The 14,887-nt window shown below is 72.4% G+C and carries 15 protein-coding genes; 11 read left to right on the forward strand and 4 right to left on the reverse strand.

Annotated features, from left to right (window positions below; all coding sequences use genetic code 11):
• Positions 1 to 154: 154 nt before the first annotated feature.
• The 4 genes from ispG to ABZ128_RS12055 all read left to right on the forward strand — a co-directional run bounded on the left by ispG (position 155) and on the right by ABZ128_RS12055 (position 4,729).
• Entirely contained in the window at positions 155 to 1,312 is a 1,158-nt protein-coding gene (ispG, locus tag ABZ128_RS12040; RefSeq protein ID WP_356847799.1) for a flavodoxin-dependent (E)-4-hydroxy-3-methylbut-2-enyl-diphosphate synthase, read from the forward strand.
• 165 nt (positions 1,313 to 1,477) lie between these two features.
• Positions 1,478 to 2,338 carry a GNAT family N-acetyltransferase gene (locus ABZ128_RS12045; protein ID WP_356847801.1) on the forward strand — a complete coding sequence of 287 codons (861 nt, stop codon included), beginning with the start codon at positions 1,478 to 1,480 and terminating at the stop codon, positions 2,336 to 2,338.
• A gap of 49 nt (positions 2,339 to 2,387) precedes the next feature.
• Entirely contained in the window at positions 2,388 to 2,960 is a 573-nt protein-coding gene (locus ABZ128_RS12050; protein ID WP_356847803.1) for a GNAT family N-acetyltransferase, read from the forward strand.
• A 65-nt stretch (positions 2,961 to 3,025) separates the two neighbouring features.
• Positions 3,026 to 4,729 carry a proline--tRNA ligase gene (locus ABZ128_RS12055; RefSeq protein ID WP_356847804.1) on the forward strand — a complete coding sequence of 568 codons (1,704 nt, stop codon included), beginning with the start codon at positions 3,026 to 3,028 and terminating at the stop codon, positions 4,727 to 4,729.
• Between the two features lie 13 nt (positions 4,730 to 4,742).
• Here ABZ128_RS12055 and ABZ128_RS12060 read toward each other — a convergent pair whose 3' ends face one another.
• From ABZ128_RS12060 to ABZ128_RS12075, 4 genes are read right to left on the reverse strand one after another with little or no spacing between them, the layout of a single operon-like run.
• Positions 4,743 to 5,726 carry an SPFH domain-containing protein gene (locus ABZ128_RS12060; protein WP_356847806.1) on the reverse strand — a complete coding sequence of 328 codons (984 nt, stop codon included), beginning with the start codon at positions 5,724 to 5,726 and terminating at the stop codon, positions 4,743 to 4,745.
• 46 nt (positions 5,727 to 5,772) lie between these two features.
• Positions 5,773 to 6,675, reverse strand: a complete 903-nt coding sequence (locus ABZ128_RS12065) for an aminoglycoside phosphotransferase family protein (protein WP_356847807.1) — start codon at positions 6,673 to 6,675, stop codon at positions 5,773 to 5,775.
• A 16-nt stretch (positions 6,676 to 6,691) separates the two neighbouring features.
• Complete coding sequence (locus ABZ128_RS12070) at positions 6,692 to 7,150, reverse strand: ferritin-like domain-containing protein (protein ID WP_356847808.1); 459 nt, start codon at positions 7,148 to 7,150, stop codon at positions 6,692 to 6,694.
• On the reverse strand, positions 7,147 to 7,701 hold the full coding sequence (locus ABZ128_RS12075; RefSeq protein ID WP_356847809.1) for a hypothetical protein: 555 nt from the start codon (positions 7,699 to 7,701) through the stop codon (positions 7,147 to 7,149). Before ABZ128_RS12075 ends, ABZ128_RS12070 begins: the two co-directional genes overlap by 4 nt.
• 155 nt (positions 7,702 to 7,856) lie before the next feature.
• Here ABZ128_RS12075 and rimP point away from each other — a divergent pair, with 155 nt between their 5' ends.
• The 7 genes from rimP to truB all read left to right on the forward strand — a co-directional run bounded on the left by rimP (position 7,857) and on the right by truB (position 14,879).
• Positions 7,857 to 8,369 (forward strand): ribosome maturation factor RimP, encoded by a 513-nt coding sequence (rimP, locus tag ABZ128_RS12080; RefSeq protein ID WP_356847811.1) that lies wholly within the window; start codon positions 7,857 to 7,859, stop codon positions 8,367 to 8,369.
• Positions 8,370 to 8,371: 2 nt separating this feature from the next.
• On the forward strand, positions 8,372 to 9,382 hold the full coding sequence (nusA, locus tag ABZ128_RS12085; protein WP_356847813.1) for a transcription termination factor NusA: 1,011 nt from the start codon (positions 8,372 to 8,374) through the stop codon (positions 9,380 to 9,382).
• A 119-nt stretch (positions 9,383 to 9,501) separates the two neighbouring features.
• Positions 9,502 to 9,789: a YlxR family protein gene (locus ABZ128_RS12090; RefSeq protein ID WP_356847814.1), complete on the forward strand. Its 288-nt coding sequence runs from the start codon at positions 9,502 to 9,504 to the stop codon at positions 9,787 to 9,789.
• A 157-nt stretch (positions 9,790 to 9,946) separates the two neighbouring features.
• Positions 9,947 to 13,054, forward strand: a complete 3,108-nt coding sequence (gene infB, locus ABZ128_RS12095) for a translation initiation factor IF-2 (RefSeq protein WP_356847815.1) — start codon at positions 9,947 to 9,949, stop codon at positions 13,052 to 13,054.
• Between the two features lie 154 nt (positions 13,055 to 13,208).
• Positions 13,209 to 13,502 carry a DUF503 domain-containing protein gene (locus ABZ128_RS12100; protein ID WP_356847816.1) on the forward strand — a complete coding sequence of 98 codons (294 nt, stop codon included), beginning with the start codon at positions 13,209 to 13,211 and terminating at the stop codon, positions 13,500 to 13,502.
• A 28-nt stretch (positions 13,503 to 13,530) separates the two neighbouring features.
• Positions 13,531 to 13,977: a 30S ribosome-binding factor RbfA gene (rbfA, locus tag ABZ128_RS12105; RefSeq protein ID WP_356847817.1), complete on the forward strand. Its 447-nt coding sequence runs from the start codon at positions 13,531 to 13,533 to the stop codon at positions 13,975 to 13,977.
• Positions 13,974 to 14,879, forward strand: coding sequence for a tRNA pseudouridine(55) synthase TruB (gene truB, locus ABZ128_RS12110; RefSeq protein WP_356847818.1), 906 nt, complete (start codon positions 13,974 to 13,976; stop codon positions 14,877 to 14,879). The genes rbfA and truB overlap by 4 nt, the downstream gene beginning before the upstream one ends.
• The last annotated feature ends 8 nt before the right edge of the window (positions 14,880 to 14,887 follow it).

The raw sequence follows: 14,887 nt of genomic DNA on the forward strand, positions 1-14,887 counted from the left end.
ACGCGGGGAGCCGGGCACGAAGCGTGCCCGGCTCCCTACGTTCGGGTGGTGGGGCCCCCTCGGATGCACGGGCCGCCCGGGGGTTGGCGTAACCTCGAAGGCTGGAGCCCGCCGATCTCGGGACCTTGATCCACACCTTGGGGTTGCACAGCAGATGACTGCCATCTCTCTCGGAATGCCGGCCGTGCCGACGAAGCTTGCCGACCGCAGGGTCAGCCGCAAGATCCAGGTCGGTTCGGTGGCCGTCGGTGGCGACGCACCCGTGTCGGTGCAGTCCATGACCACCACCCGTACCTCCGACATCGGCGCCACGCTCCAGCAGATCGCCGAGCTGACCGCCTCCGGCTGCGAGATCGTCCGCGTGGCCTGCCCGACGCAGGACGACGCCGACGCCCTCGCCGTCATCGCGAAGAAGTCGCAGATCCCGGTCATCGCCGACATCCACTTCCAGCCGAAGTACGTCTTCGCCGCGATCGACGCGGGCTGCGCCGCCGTCCGCGTCAACCCGGGCAACATCAAGCAGTTCGACGACAAGGTCAAGGAGATCGCGAAGGCCGCCGCCGACGCGGGAACCCCGATCCGCATCGGCGTCAACGCGGGCTCGCTCGACGCCCGGCTGCTGAAGAAGTACGGCAAGGCCACCCCCGAGGCCCTGGTCGAGTCCGCACTGTGGGAGGCCTCCCTCTTCGAGGAGCACGGCTTCAGCGACATCAAGATCTCGGTCAAGCACAACGACCCGGTCGTCATGGTCAACGCCTACCGCCAGCTCGCCGCCCAGTGCACCTACCCGCTGCACCTCGGCGTCACCGAGGCCGGCCCCGCCTTCCAGGGCACCATCAAGTCCGCCGTCGCCTTCGGCGCGCTGCTCTCCGAGGGCATCGGCGACACCATCCGCGTCTCCCTCTCGGCCCCGCCGGTCGAGGAGGTCAAGGTCGGCATCCAGATCCTGGAGTCGCTGAACCTCAAGCCGCGCCGCCTGGAGATCGTCTCCTGCCCCTCCTGCGGCCGCGCCCAGGTGGACGTCTACAAGCTGGCCGAGGAGGTCACGGCGGGACTCACCGGCATGGAGGTCCCGCTGCGCGTCGCCGTCATGGGCTGCGTCGTCAACGGCCCCGGCGAGGCCCGCGAGGCCGACCTTGGTGTCGCCTCCGGCAACGGCAAGGGGCAGATCTTCGTCAAGGGCGAGGTCATCAAGACCGTCCCCGAGTCGAAGATCGTGGAGACCCTCATCGAAGAGGCCATGAAGATCGCCGCGCAGATGGAGGCCGACGGCATCGCCTCCGGCGAGCCCACCGTCGCGATCGGCGTCTGAGCAGGTCCCGGACACCCGGACAACCCAGGGCGTGCCCGGCTCGGACAGGCCCCGTGCCCCGGCCCCGTTCCCGCAGCTCGCGGGCGGGGCCGGGGCTTTTTCGTGACCTGCGGGACCAGGCATCCTCAGGTGACGGCGGGTACAGTTCGGAGATCAGCAGACTTTATGGTGAGGCCCCCAGTGTTGACGCAGACCACCACCCGGGTCCTTGAGCCCAGCGACCTGAACGCCGCGCTCGGCATCCTCGGGCGCGAGCCGGTCGAGAACGCCTTCGTCACCTCCCGGGTCCAGGTCGCCGGACTCGACCCCTGGCGCCTGGGCGGCGAGATGTGGGGCTGGTACGCCGACGGCGAGCTGCGCTCCCTGTGCTACGCGGGCGCCAACCTGGTCCCCGTCTGCGCCGGCCCCGACGCCGTCCGCGCCTTCGCCGACCGGGCCCGGCGCACCGGCCGCCGCTGCTCCTCCATCGTGGGTCCTGCCGACGCCACCCGGCTGCTGTGGCAGCTCCTGGAACCCAGCTGGGGGCCGGCCCGGGACGTCCGCTCCCACCAGCCGCTCATGGTGACCGACCGGCCGTCGGCCGACGTGCGGCCCGACCCGCTGGTCCGCCGCATCCGCAAGGACGAGATGGACCTGATCATGCCGGCGTGCGTGGCCATGTTCACCGAGGAGGTCGGCGTCTCCCCGCTCGCGGGCGACGGCGGCCTGCTCTACCAGGCCCGGGTCGCCGAGCTCGTCGCCGCCGGCCGTTCCTTCGCCCGCGTCGAGGACGGCAGGGTCGTCTTCAAGGCCGAGATCGGCGCCGCGACCGCGAACGCGTGCCAGATCCAGGGCGTCTGGGTGGACCCTGAATTCCGCGGGCGGGGACACTCCGAGACCGGGATGGCGGCCGTCGTCGAGTTCGCGCTCCGCGATGTCGCGCCCGTGGTCAGCCTGTACGTGAACGACTTCAACACCGCCGCGCGGGCGGCGTACCGGAGGGTCGGCTTCCGTGAGGTCGGCGCCTTCATGAGCGTCCTGTTCTGACCGCCGGGGGCATACCGGCACGCCCGGACCGCCCAGTAAGGTCACCCGCATGCTGCCTACCTCCGAGGGCCATGACCCCGCCCGTCCGGCCGGACTCCGCATCGGTCCCCTCGACCTCGCCGCCCGCGTGGACGAGGCCCTGCGCGTGCAGGCCGTCGCCTTCGGGCTCAGCGAGGAGGAGATCGGCATCCGCCGCTACATCGTCCAGCGCCACATGGGCTGCCGCGGCGCCCGTGCCCTCGGCGCGTTCACCGAGGACGGGGCGCTCGCGGGGTTCGTGTACGGGATGCCGAACGACCGGGCGTACTGGTGGTCCTCCGTCGTCGAGCCGTACCTGCGGGCCGAGGGCCACGACGGCTGGCTCGACGACTCCTTCGTCATCACCGAGCTGCACGTCCACCCCGGGTTCCAGGGGCACGGGGTCGGCCGCACCCTGATTACCCGGATCACCGACACCGCCGAGGAGCCCCGCTCGATCCTGTCCGCCATCGACACCGAGAGCCCGGCCCGCGGACTCTACCGGGCCCTCGGCTACCGGGACCTCGCCCGCCAGGTGCACTTCCCGAGCGCGAGCCTCCCGTACGCCGTCATGGGGGCCCCGCTGCCGCTGCGCCGGCCCTGATCCGCCGGCCCCGGAGGCGGCGAATTCGTTTCCGGCGTCCGGGCGGCCCCCGATAGCCTCGCGGCATGTCTACGCAACACGTGCAGCGCATGTCCCGCCTCATGGCCAAGACCCTCCGCGAGGACCCGGCCGACGCGGAAACGCTCAGCCACCGGCTCCTCGTCCGCGCCGGGTACGTCCGGCGCAGCTCCGCGGGCGTGTGGACCTGGCTGCCGCTCGGCAAGAAGGTCCTGGACAACGTCGCGCGCATCGTCCGCGAGGAGATGGACGCCATCGGCGCCCAGGAGGTGCTGCTCCCGGCGCTGCTGCCCAAGGAGCCGTACGAGGTCAGCGGACGCTGGTCGGAGTACGGGGACCTGCTGTTCCGGCTCAAGGACCGCAAGGGCGCCGACTACCTGCTGGGGCCGACGCACGAGGAGATCTTCACCCTGGTGGTGAAGGACCAGTGCACCTCGTACAAGGACCTGCCGGTCATGCTCTACCAGATCCAGACCAAGTACCGGGACGAGGCCCGGCCGCGGTCCGGAGTGCTGCGCGGACGCGAGTTCCAGATGAAGGACTCGTACTCCTTCGACGTGGGCGAGGAGGGCCTGGAACAGTCCTACGCCCTGCACCGCGCCGCCTACCAGCGGATCTTCACGCGCCTGGGGCTGGACCACCGGATCGTCTCGGCGGTGTCCGGGGCGATGGGCGGCTCGGCGTCGGAGGAGTTCCTGGCGCCGGCGGCGGCCGGGGAGGACACCTTCGTGGACTGCCCGTCCTGCGACTACGCGGCGAACACGGAGGCGGTGACCTTCCCCTTGACCCCGGTGGAGGCCGAGCACCCCGCGCTGGAGGAGGTGGACACCCCCGACACCCCGACGATCGAGACGCTGGCGGCCCACCTGGGCGTCCCCGCGTCGGCGACGCTGAAGAACCTGCTGGTGAAGGTCGACGGCGAGATCACGGCCGTGGGCGTGCCGGGGGACCGGGAGGTGGACCTCGGCAAGCTCGCCGAGCATCTCGCCCCCGCGGTCGTGGAGTTGGTGACCGCGGAGGACTTCACCGACCGCCCCGACCTGGTCCGCGGCTACGTCGGCCCGCAGGGCCGGGGCAAGCTCCGCTACCTCGCCGACCCCCGTGTCGCGCCCGGCACTTCGTGGGTGACGGGAGCCAACCGGGCCGACACGCACGCGCGGAACGTGGTGTGCGGGCGGGACTTCGAGGTCGACCGGTACCTGGACGTGGTCGTCGTGGAGCCGGGCGACCCCTGCCCGCGCTGCGGCGCCGGGCTCCGGCTGGACCGGGCGATCGAGATCGGGCACATCTTCCAGCTGGGCCGCAAGTACGCGGACGCCTTCGGCCTCGACGTCCTCGGCAAGGAGGGCAAGCCGGTGCGGGTCACGATGGGCTCGTACGGGATCGGCGTCTCGCGGGCGGTGGCGGCGCTGGCCGAACAGACCGCGGACGAACGGGGCCTGGCCTGGCCGGCCGAGGTGGCTCCTGCGGACGTCCACGTGGTGGCGGCGGGCAAGGCCGTCCAGCTGGCGCTCGCGGAATCGGCGGCCACCACCCTGGCGGAGGCCGGCCTGCGGGTCCTGCTGGACGACCGGGCGGGGCTCTCGCCGGGCGTGAAGCTCACCGACGCGGAGCTGATCGGTGTCCCCTGGATCCTGGTGGCGGGGCGCCGGTCGGCGGACGGCGTGGTCGAACTCCAGCACCGTGCCACGGGCACCCGCGAGGAGCTCCCCGTCGCGGACGCCCTCGCCCGCCTGACGGCCCGCGCGTAGCCCCGCGCCGTGGCTAACCGCACGGTTCGTCGGCCTCCGCGGGCGGCGGCGAGCCGTCCACGGACCGGCCGACGGCCGGCGGATCCAGGGCCTCGCCCGCAGCGCCGGCCCCCGCCGGGGCCGGCGCCGGGGCCGGGCCGGTGACCGCTCCGCGGTCCGCCCCCGAGGCCCCGCCCGGCACGGCGCCCGGCGCTTCGGCCGACGTCTCGCCCGGGGCGCCCGGGCCGGTGCCCGGCGCGGGCGCCGCGCGCTCCAGGAAGCGGAGCAGCTCCACCGGGAACGGCAGGACCAGCGTGGAGTTCTTCTCCGCGGCCACCGCCACCACCGTCTGCAGCAGCCGCAACTGCAGCGCCGCCGGCTGCTCCGACATCACCGCCGCCGCCTCGGCCAGCTTCTTCGAGGCCTGGAGCTCGGCATCCGCGTTGATCACCCGGGCCCGGCGCTCCCGGTCCGCCTCCGCCTGCCGTGCCATGGAGCGCTTCATCGTCTCCGGCAGCGAGACGTCCTTGATCTCGACCCGGTCGATCTGCACGCCCCAGCCGACCGCCGGGCTGTCGATCATCAGCTCCAGGCCCTGGTTCAGCTTCTCCCGGTTGGACAGCAGGTCGTCCAGGTCCGACTTGCCGATGATCGAGCGCAGCGAGGTCTGCGCCATCTGCGAGACCGCGAAGCGGTAGTCCTCCACCTCGATGATCGCGTTCGCCGCGTCCACGACCTTGAAGTACACCACGGCGTCCACCCGCACGGTGACGTTGTCCCGGGTGATGCCCTCCTGCGCGGGCACCGGCATCGTCACGATCTGCATGTTCACTTTCCGGAGCCGGTCGACCCCCGGGATGATCATGGTGAAGCCCGGCCCGCGGACGCCCTCCCGCAGCCGGCCGAAGCGGAAGACCACGCCTCGCTCGTACTGCCTCACCACCCGTGCGGCGGTGGCCGCGACAGCCGCGATTCCCACACCCGAGGCGATGACCGCTGTCAGCAGTTCCTGGACCATGACGGCCTCCTGCAGGGCATATCTCCCTATCCATCCACGGTATGCCCTACAACCAGGCGGCGAACTCCAGCAGCAGCTCCGCCTCCTGGCGCCGCCCCGCGGCCAGGGCCCGGTTCCCGGACTCCACCGCCCGGAACACCGTCCAGCCCCGCAGCCGCTCCCGGTCCACCTCCAGTGCGTCGGCGAGCCGGTTCACCCGGCGCCGGGCGCCCGCGGCCCCGGCCGAGGAGGCCACCTGGTCCTCCAGCCGGTCCCGCACCAGCCGGGCCAGGTCGTAGGCCCGCTCGCCGATCAGCGGGTCCGGGCCGACCGCCAGCCACGGGGCCCGCTCGCCCGCCAGCACCTTGCCCTGCCGGAAGTTCCCGTGCAGCAGCAGTTCCTCGGGGGGCAGGGCGGTCAGCTCCTCGCGGATCGCCAGCGCGGCGGAGGCCAGCGCCTCGGCCTCCGCGGGGGCCTTGCGCAGCGCCTCCGCCTGCCGGGCGGTGCGCTGCGCCACCGTCTCGAAGGGGTGCCCGGCCGGCGGGGCGACCCACAGCCGGCGCAGCGTCCCGCACGCCTCCAGCAAGGACTTCGCCTCCGGCAGCGACCGCAGCGACACCTCGGGGTGCAGCCGCTCCAGCAGCAGCGCCCCGTCCTGCGCGTGGTGACGGGTGTCGAGCACCCGTACGGCTCCGAACCCGCCCCAGTGCGCCAGGGCGGCCAGCTCCCGGTCCGGCCGGGCGTGCGGGGGAGCCAGCTTCAGCGCGGCCGGGGTGCCGTCGTCGTACTGGACGAGGACGACCAGGCTGCTGCGGCCGCCCGGCGCCTGCACCCGCTGGGCCCGTACGTCACGCCGGGCCAGCGCCGCCTCGGTGAGCCGGGGCAACTGCTCCAGCCAGTCCGCGTCCTGCGCCGATTCCGGCGTCTCGCCGAGCGCCCGTACGAGCCGCTGCGGCGGTTCGAAAGCCATGCGTGCGTGGTCCCTTTCAGCTGGTGGGGGCTCGGTCGGCGCGTTCCGTGAGCCCAGGGAAGGCTACGCCGACCCCCCGCCAGCGTGCCGCGCGCACGGCCGCGGCGCTCAGTGCGTCGGCCGCCTCGCGGCGCAGCCGGCCGTCCGAGGCCCGCACCAGATCGGAGTACGCGCCCGCCACCCGGTCCTCGATCTCGGCGGCGAGCCGCTCCGCGTCGGCCGGGCCGCGCACCTCGAAGGGCAGGGCGTACGCCGCCTCCGCCGCGCGGGGCGAGCCGCCCATCCCGCGGACCGTGCGGGCCAGCGCGTCACGCCGCGCGAGGTGGCCGCCGTACGCTTCCCGGGCCTCGGCGGCCCGGGCGGCCCCGGCGCGCGCGCCGATCACCCCGTATCCGTACGCCGCCGCGTGTTCGGCGGCGAGCGCGGACTGCGCGGCCTGCAGGGCCCGGTTGGCGGGGGAGGGTTCGGGCTTCACGGCGTGGCTCCGGGGGTCGAGGTCAGCAGGTACGCGTGGACGGCGCCGCACGCCGCCACCGAGGCCAGCAGCCGGGCCAGCTCCCCGGGCGCCCCGGACAGGGCGATGGTGCGGGCCTCGGCCAGGCTGCGCTCGGCGTCGGCGAGCGCGGTCAGGGCCTCCTCGGGCCCGGCGGGCACCGGTTCGCCGCTCGGCGCGGCCGCGCCGGCCGGTGCGGGGGAGGCGGCGGCGGACGCCGCGCCGGACGGCGGTGCGGGGGAGGCCTCCGGCGCGGCCAGGGCGGTGGCGTGCGCGGCCACCGAGGCACGCAGCGGTGCCAGGCGCCCGGCGAGGGCCGGATGGGCGGCGGCGGTCGCGTCGTAACGTTCCAGCAGTCGCTCACTGTCCCGAACGGCCGATGCGCGCATCCGCCGTTCGAGTGGAACACCGGTGTCCGCGCCGGCGGCGCCGGCGCCGTCGGAGCACCCGGTGAGCAACGCGGCGCCGCCGACGCCGGCGGCGCCGGCGAGCAGGCTCCTTCGCGAGAGCCTCGAAGACATGGTCCAGGGCACGGCGACGTCCTTGAGGTGGGGTCCGGCAGGGTGTGATCACCGTACCCGGGGCCCCGCCCCCAGGGCGGACGGCAACACCCTCCGCGACCGGATACCCTTTGACCTGACACGCGACGGAAAACCACAACAGCACACGCGGCCGAGGAGTCACCCGGATGAGCACCACCCAGAGCGACAGGCTGCGCGGACTGCTGGAGCCGCTCGTCGCCGCCAAGGGCCTGGATCTTGAGGACATCGAGATGTCCAGGGCCGGCAAGCGCCGGATGCTGCGCATCATCGTGGACTCCGACGAGGGCGTGGAGCTGGACGCGTGCGCCGAGCTGAGCCGCGAGGTCTCCGACAAGCTCGACGAAACCGACGTGATGGGCGAGGACGAGTACGTCCTCGAAGTCAGCTCGCCGGGCGCCGACCGCCCGCTGACCGAGCACCGTCACTACGTCCGGGCGACGGGCCGTCTCGTGAAGTTCCAGCTGTCCGCCGAAGGTGACAAGGGTGCCGGGGAACTGATCGCCCGCATCCTCGGTGTCGACGAAGAGGGCTTGGACCTCGAAGTTCCGGGCGTGAAGGGCCGCAAGGCGACCGCCCGCCGCATTGCTTTCACCGACATCGCCAAGGCGCGTGTCGAAATCGAGTTCAACCGCAAGGACAAGAAGGAAGAGGAGGCGTAGCCGTGGACATCGACATGAGTGCCCTGCGGGGTCTGGTCCGGGAGAAGGAGATCTCCTTCGACCTGCTCGTCGAGGCGATCGAGTCGGCCCTCCTCATCGCGTACCACCGCACCGAGGGCAGCTTCCGGCGCGCACGCGTGGAGCTGGACCGCACCAACGGGCACGTCGTCGTGTGGGCGACCGAGGACCCGCGGGACCTGGAGGAGGGGCAGGAGCCCAAGGAGTTCGACGACACGCCGTCGGACTTCGGCCGGATCGCCGCCACGACCGCCAAGCAGGTGATCCTCCAGCGTCTGCGCGACGCCGAGGACGACCTGACCTTCGGCGAGTTCGCGGGCCGCGAGGGCGACGTCATCACCGGTGTCGTCCAGCAGGGCAAGGACCCCAAGAACGTCCTGGTCGACATCGGCAAGCTGGAGGCCATCCTGCCGGTGCAGGAGCAGGTCCCCGGCGAGGAGTACACCCACGGCCTGCGCATCAAGGCGTACGTCGTACGGGTGGCGAAGGGCGTCCGCGGTCCGTCGGTGACCCTGTCGCGGACCCACCCCAACCTGGTGAAGAAGCTGTTCGCGCTGGAGGTCCCGGAGATCGCCGACGGCAGCGTCGAGATCGCGGCGATCGCCCGCGAGGCCGGCCACCGCACCAAGATCGCCGTGCGTTCCACCCGCTCGGGCCTCAACCCCAAGGGCGCGTGCATCGGCCCGATGGGCGCCCGCGTCCGGAACGTGATGGCCGAGCTGCACGGCGAGAAGATCGACATCGTCGACTGGTCGGACGACCCCGCGGAGATGGTCGCGAACGCGCTGTCACCCGCCCGGGTGAGCAAGGTCGAGGTCGTCGACTGGGACTCGCGCTCCGCCCGGGTGACCGTGCCCGACTACCAGCTGTCGCTGGCGATCGGCAAGGAGGGGCAGAACGCCCGCCTCGCCGCGCGCCTGACCGGCTGGCGCATCGACATCCGCCCCGACACCGAGCCGTCCCCGGACGCAGACCGGGACCGGGGCGGGGAATAAAACCGCTGTCCGTCGGAGCTGTCCGACGGGTAGACAGGATCAGGACAGCAGAACTCGACAACATCCGTTCGATTTTTCGCCCGAAGGGGTGAGGTCGGTGCGGGGAGGTAGACTTAGGCGTGTCTGGCCGGACGCAAGCCCGCGCATGCCCCGAACGCACCTGTGTGGGGTGCCGGGAGCGAGCGGCCAAGAGCGATCTGCTGCGCATCGTGGCGATCGAGGACGAATGCGTCCCTGATCCAAGCGGTACGCTGCCCGGCCGGGGTGCATACCTGCACCCTGCCGTGGTCTGTCTCGACAAGGCGGTCCGCCGCAGAGCGTTCCCCCGGGCCCTGCGGGCCCCGGGAGCACTCGACACGGCGGAGCTGCACAAGGCCGTGGCCGACCAGGCCGAGGCGACACCGTAAGAAACGTACGAAGAAGCACGGCACGGATACCCCGTGCGGTCAGGTACCTCGCGAGTTGGAAGTAGGTCGAGATTGCGATGAGCACTCGATGAGTACGCGATGAGTACGCCCATGAAGTAGCGACGGTCCGGCGTAACCCGGACCTAAAAGGAGCGAAGTGGCTAAGGTCCGGGTATACGAACTCGCCAAGGAGTTCGGAGTTGAGAGCAAGGTCGTCATGGCCAAGCTCCAGGAACTCGGTGAGTTCGTCCGTTCGGCGTCCTCGACGATCGAGGCGCCGGTTGTACGCAAGTTGACTGACGCACTGCAGGGGCCCGGCGGCAACGCCGGCAAGTCCGCTGCGAAGCCGGGCGCGCCCCGCAAGGCCGCGCCCGCCAAGCCCGGGGTGCCCACCCCCGGCGCCGTTGCACGTCCCGCCGCCCCCAAGCCCGGCGCACCGGCCCCCAAGCCGGCCGCTGCCGAGGCTCCGGCCGCGTCCGCCCCGGTGACCCCGGCCGCTCCCGGCCCGCGTCCCGGCCCGAAGGCCCCGGCCGCCCCGAAGCCCGCTCCGGCGGCTCCCGTGGCGACCGAGTTCACCGCGCCGCCGTCGGCTCCGGCCGCCCCGGCGCGCGCCGAGCGTCCCGCCGGTCCGGGTGCGACCCCCGGCCCGCGTCCGGCGCAGCAGCGTCCCGCGGCCCCGGGCCAGCCCGGTTCCCGTCCCGGCGCCCCGCGTCCGGCCGGCACCCCCGGCACCCAGGCCCCGCGGCCCGGTGGCACGCAGGCCCCGCGTCCCCAGGGCGCCCGTCCGGCCGGTCCCCGTCCGGGCAACAACCCCTTCACCTCCGGCGGCTCCACCGGCATGGCGCGCCCGCAGGCGCCCCGTCCGGCCGGTGCGCCCCGTCCCGGTGCCCCCGGCGCCGGCGGCGGCCAGGGTGCTCCGCGCCCGCAGGGCGGTCCCGGCGGCGCTCCGCGCCCGCAGGGTCCCGGCGGCGCCCGTCCGACCCCGGGCGGCATGCCCCGTCCGCAGGGCGGCGCCCCGCGTCCGGGTGGTGCTCCCGGTGGTAACCGTCCGAACCCGGGCATGATGCCGCAGCGTCCCGCTGCCGGTGGTCCCGGTCCGCGTCCCGGTGGCGGCCCCGGCGGCCGCGGCCCCGGTGCCGGTGGCCCGCGTCCCGGTGGCGCCGGTCGTCCCGGCGGCGGCTTCGCCGGCCGTCCGGCCGGTCCGGGCTCGCGTCCCGCGGGCGGCGGCGGCTTCGGCGGCCCGCGTCCCGGCGGCTTCGGCGGCGGTCCCGCCGGTGCCGGTGGCGGCGGTCGTCCCGGCTTCGGTGGCCGTCCCGGCGGTCCCGGTGCCCGTGGCGGCACGCAGGGCGCCTTCGGCCGTCCCGGCGGTCCGGCACGTCGCGGCCGCAAGTCGAAGCGTCAGAGGCGCCAGGAGTACGAGGCCATGCAGGCCCCGTCCGTGGGCGGCGTGATGCTGCCCCGCGGCAACGGCGAGACCGTTCGCCTGTCGCGCGGTGCGTCCCTCACCGACTTCGCGGAGAAGATCAACGCCAACCCGGCGTCGCTGGTCGCGGTCATGATGAACCTCGGCGAGATGGTCACTGCCACGCAGTCCGTCTCCGACGAGACCCTCCAGCTCCTCGCCGACGAGATGAACTACACCGTTCAGATCGTCAGCCCGGAGGAGGAGGACCGCGAGCTCCTGGAGACCTTCGACATCGAGTTCGGCGAGGACGAGGGCGGCGAGGAATTCCTCATGCCGCGTCCGCCGGTCGTGACCGTCATGGGTCACGTCGACCACGGTAAGACCCGACTGCTCGACGCCATCCGCAAGACGAACGTCGTTGCGGGCGAGGCCGGCGGCATCACCCAGCACATCGGTGCCTACCAGGTCTCCACCGACGTGAACGACGAAGAGCGTCGCATCACCTTCATCGACACCCCGGGTCACGAGGCGTTCACCGCCATGCGTGCCCGTGGTGCCAAGTCGACCGACATCGCGATCCTCGTGGTCGCGGCCAACGACGGCGTCATGCCGCAGACGATCGAGGCGCTGAACCACGCCAAGGCCGCCGGCGTCCCGATCGTCGTCGCGGTCAACAAGATCGACGTCGAGGGTGCCGACCCGACCAAGGTCCGCGGTCAGCTCACCGAGTTCGGTCTGGTCGCCGAGGAGTACGGCGGCGACACGATGTTCGTCGACATCTCCGCCAAGCAGGGTCTGCACATCGACTCCCTGCTGGAGGCCGTCGTCCTCACCGCCGACGCCTCGCTCGACCTGCGCGCCAACCCGGAGCAGGACGCTCAGGGTATTGCGATCGAGTCCCACCTCGACCGCGGCCGCGGTGCCGTCGCCACCGTCCTCGTCCAGCGCGGTACCCTCCGCGTCGGCGACACGATGGTCGTGGGCGACGCGTACGGCCGAGTCCGCGCGATGCTCGACGACAAGGGCAACAACGTCGAGGAAGCGGGTCCGTCGACCCCCGTCCTGGTCCTGGGTCTCACCAACGTCCCCGGCGCCGGCGACAACTTCCTCGTCGTCGACGAGGACCGTACGGCCCGTCAGATCGCCGAGAAGCGTGCTGCGCGTGAGCGCAACGCCAACTTCGCCAAGCGTGTCCGCCGGGTGTCCCTGGAAGACCTGGACTCGGTCCTCAAGGCCGGTCTGGTCCAGGAACTCAACCTCATCATCAAGGGCGACGCGTCCGGTGCGGTCGAGGCCCTGGAGTCCTCGCTGCTCCAGCTCGACGTCGGCGAAGAGGTCGACATCCGCGTCCTGCACCGCGGTGTGGGTGCGGTCACCGAGTCCGACATCGACCTGGCGATGGGCTCCGACGCCATCGTCATCGGCTACAACGTCCGTGCGGCCGGCCGTGCCGCGCAGATGGCGGAGCGCGAGGGCGTCGACGTCCGCTACTACTCGGTGATCTACCAGGCCATCGAGGAGATCGAGGCGGCCCTCAAGGGTCTGCTCAAGCCGGAGTACGAAGAGGTCGAGCTCGGTACGGCGGAGGTCCGCGAGATCTTCCGCTCGTCCAAGCTGGGCAACATCGCGGGTGTGCTCATCCGCTCCGGCGAGGTCAAGCGCAACACCAAGGCGCGGCTCCTGCGCGATGGCAAGGTCATCGCCGAGAACCTCACCATCTCCGGTCTGCGCCGCTTCAAGGACGACGTCACCGAGATCCGCGAGGGCTTCGAGGGTGGTATCAACCTCGGAAACTTCAACGACATCAAGGTCGACGACGTCATCGCGACGTACGAGATGCGCGAGAAGCCCCGCGCGTAAGCGCGAGGCACATCGCACGGTGTCGTAAGCCCGGGGCCGGTCGGCGGAATATCCGTCGATCGGCCCCGGCCGTTGCGTGTACGGTTCTGGTGACCCTGCCGCGCGACGGCCCGGCAGGCCACCTAACCCGCACCGGCGGGACATCCGGAACTGAATGTACGTGGGGACTCTGTCCTTCGACCTGCTCCTCGGCGACGTCCACTCGCTGAAGGAGAAACGCTCCGTGATCCGGCCCATCGTCGCCGAGCTCCAACGCAAGTTCTCCGTGAGCGCGGCCGAGGTGGGTGATCAGGATCTGCACCGCAGGGCCCGTATCGGGGTCGCTCTGGTGAGTGGGGACACGGGGTTCCTCTCGGACGTGCTGGACCGCTGCGAGCGGCTGGTCGCGGCGCGTCCGGAAGTGGAGCTGTTGTCGGTGAGACGGCGGCTGCACGGTGATGAAGACTGATAGCAAGACATAAGAAGGAGACGGACCAGTGGCCGACAATGCGCGGGCGAAGAAGCTGGCGGACCTCATCCGGGAGGTGGTGGCCGAGAAGCTGCAGCGTGGTGTCAAGGACCCCCGCCTCGGTACGCACGTGACCATCACGGACACCCGGGTCACCGGCGACCTGCGGGAGGCCACGGTCTTCTACACGGTGTACGGCGACGACGAGGACCGGGCCAGCGCGGCCGCGGGCCTGGAGAGCGCCAAGGGCGTACTGCGTTCCGCGGTCGGCCGGGCGGCGGGCACCAAGTTCACGCCCACCCTGACCTTCGTCGCGGACGCCCTCCCGGAGAACGCCAAGACCATCGAGGACCTCCTCGACAAGGCGCGCGCCTCCGACGCCCAGGTGCGCGAGGTGTCCTCCGGCGCCCAGTACGCCGGCGACGCCGACCCGTACAAGAAGCCGGGCGACGACGAGGACGCAGCCGCGGAATGAGCAAGCACGCAGGCACGCCGGACGGCCTTGTCATCGTCGACAAGCCGTCCGGCTTCACTTCGCACGACGTGGTCGCCAAGATGCGCGGGATCGCCAAGACCCGGCGCGTCGGCCACGCCGGCACGCTCGACCCGATGGCGACGGGCGTCCTCGTCCTGGGCGTCGAGAAGGCCACCAAACTCCTCGGCCACCTCGCGCTCACCGAGAAGGAATACCTCGGCACCGTCCGCCTCGGCCAGAACACGCTGACGGACGACGCGGAGGGCGAGATCACCTCCTCCACGGACGCCTCCGGGGTGACCCGGGAGGCCGTGGACGCGGGCATCGCCAAGCTGTCCGGCGAGATCATGCAGGTGCCGTCCAAGGTCAGCGCCATCAAGATCAAGGGCGTGCGCTCCTACAAGCGGGCGCGGGACGGCGAGGACTTCGACATCCCGGCCCGGCCGGTGACCATCTCGTCCTTCCAGGTGTACGACATGCGGGACGCGGAGGCGGAGGACGGCACCAAGGTCGTCGACCTGGTCGTCTCCGTCGTCTGCTCCAGCGGTACGTACATCCGCGCCCTGGCCCGCGACCTGGGCGCCGACCTCGGCGTCGGCGGGCACCTGACCGCGCTGCGGCGCACCCGGGTGGGCCCGTACAAGCTCGACCGGGCGCGGACCCTGGACCAGCTCCAGGAGGAGCTGACCGTCATGCCGATCGGCGAGGCGGCGGCCGCGGCCTTCCCCCGCTGGGACCTGGACGCGCGCCGGGCCTCGCTGCTCGCCAACGGCGTGCGCATCGAGATGCCGGACGCCTATCCGGCGGGGCGGCCCGTGGCCGTCTTCGGCCCCGAGGGCCGGCTGCTGGGGCTCGTCGAGAACAAGGGCGGCAAGGCCAAGTCGCTGGCCGTCTTCGCCTGATCCGCCCC

The sequence above is a fragment of the Streptomyces sp. NPDC006326 genome (assembly GCF_040612915.1).
Lineage (GTDB): Bacteria > Actinomycetota > Actinomycetes > Streptomycetales > Streptomycetaceae > Streptomyces.

Bases quoted from the DNA above. Each gene is read 5' to 3' on its own strand.
- ispG (WP_356847799.1), top strand. From the start codon at position 155: ATGACTGCCATCTCTCTCGGAATGCCGGCCGTGCCGACGAAGCTTGCC.
- ABZ128_RS12045 (WP_356847801.1), top strand. From the start codon at position 1,478: ATGGTGAGGCCCCCAGTGTTGACGCAGACCACCACCCGGGTCCTTGAG.
- ABZ128_RS12050 (WP_356847803.1), top strand. From the start codon at position 2,388: ATGCTGCCTACCTCCGAGGGCCATGACCCCGCCCGTCCGGCCGGACTC.
- ABZ128_RS12055 (WP_356847804.1), top strand. From the start codon at position 3,026: ATGTCTACGCAACACGTGCAGCGCATGTCCCGCCTCATGGCCAAGACC.
- ABZ128_RS12060 (WP_356847806.1), bottom strand. From the start codon at position 5,726: ATGGTCCAGGAACTGCTGACAGCGGTCATCGCCTCGGGTGTGGGAATC.
- ABZ128_RS12065 (WP_356847807.1), bottom strand. From the start codon at position 6,675: ATGGCTTTCGAACCGCCGCAGCGGCTCGTACGGGCGCTCGGCGAGACG.
- rimP (WP_356847811.1), top strand. From the start codon at position 7,857: ATGAGCACCACCCAGAGCGACAGGCTGCGCGGACTGCTGGAGCCGCTC.
- ABZ128_RS12100 (WP_356847816.1), top strand. From the start codon at position 13,209: ATGTACGTGGGGACTCTGTCCTTCGACCTGCTCCTCGGCGACGTCCAC.
- truB (WP_356847818.1), top strand. From the start codon at position 13,974: ATGAGCAAGCACGCAGGCACGCCGGACGGCCTTGTCATCGTCGACAAG.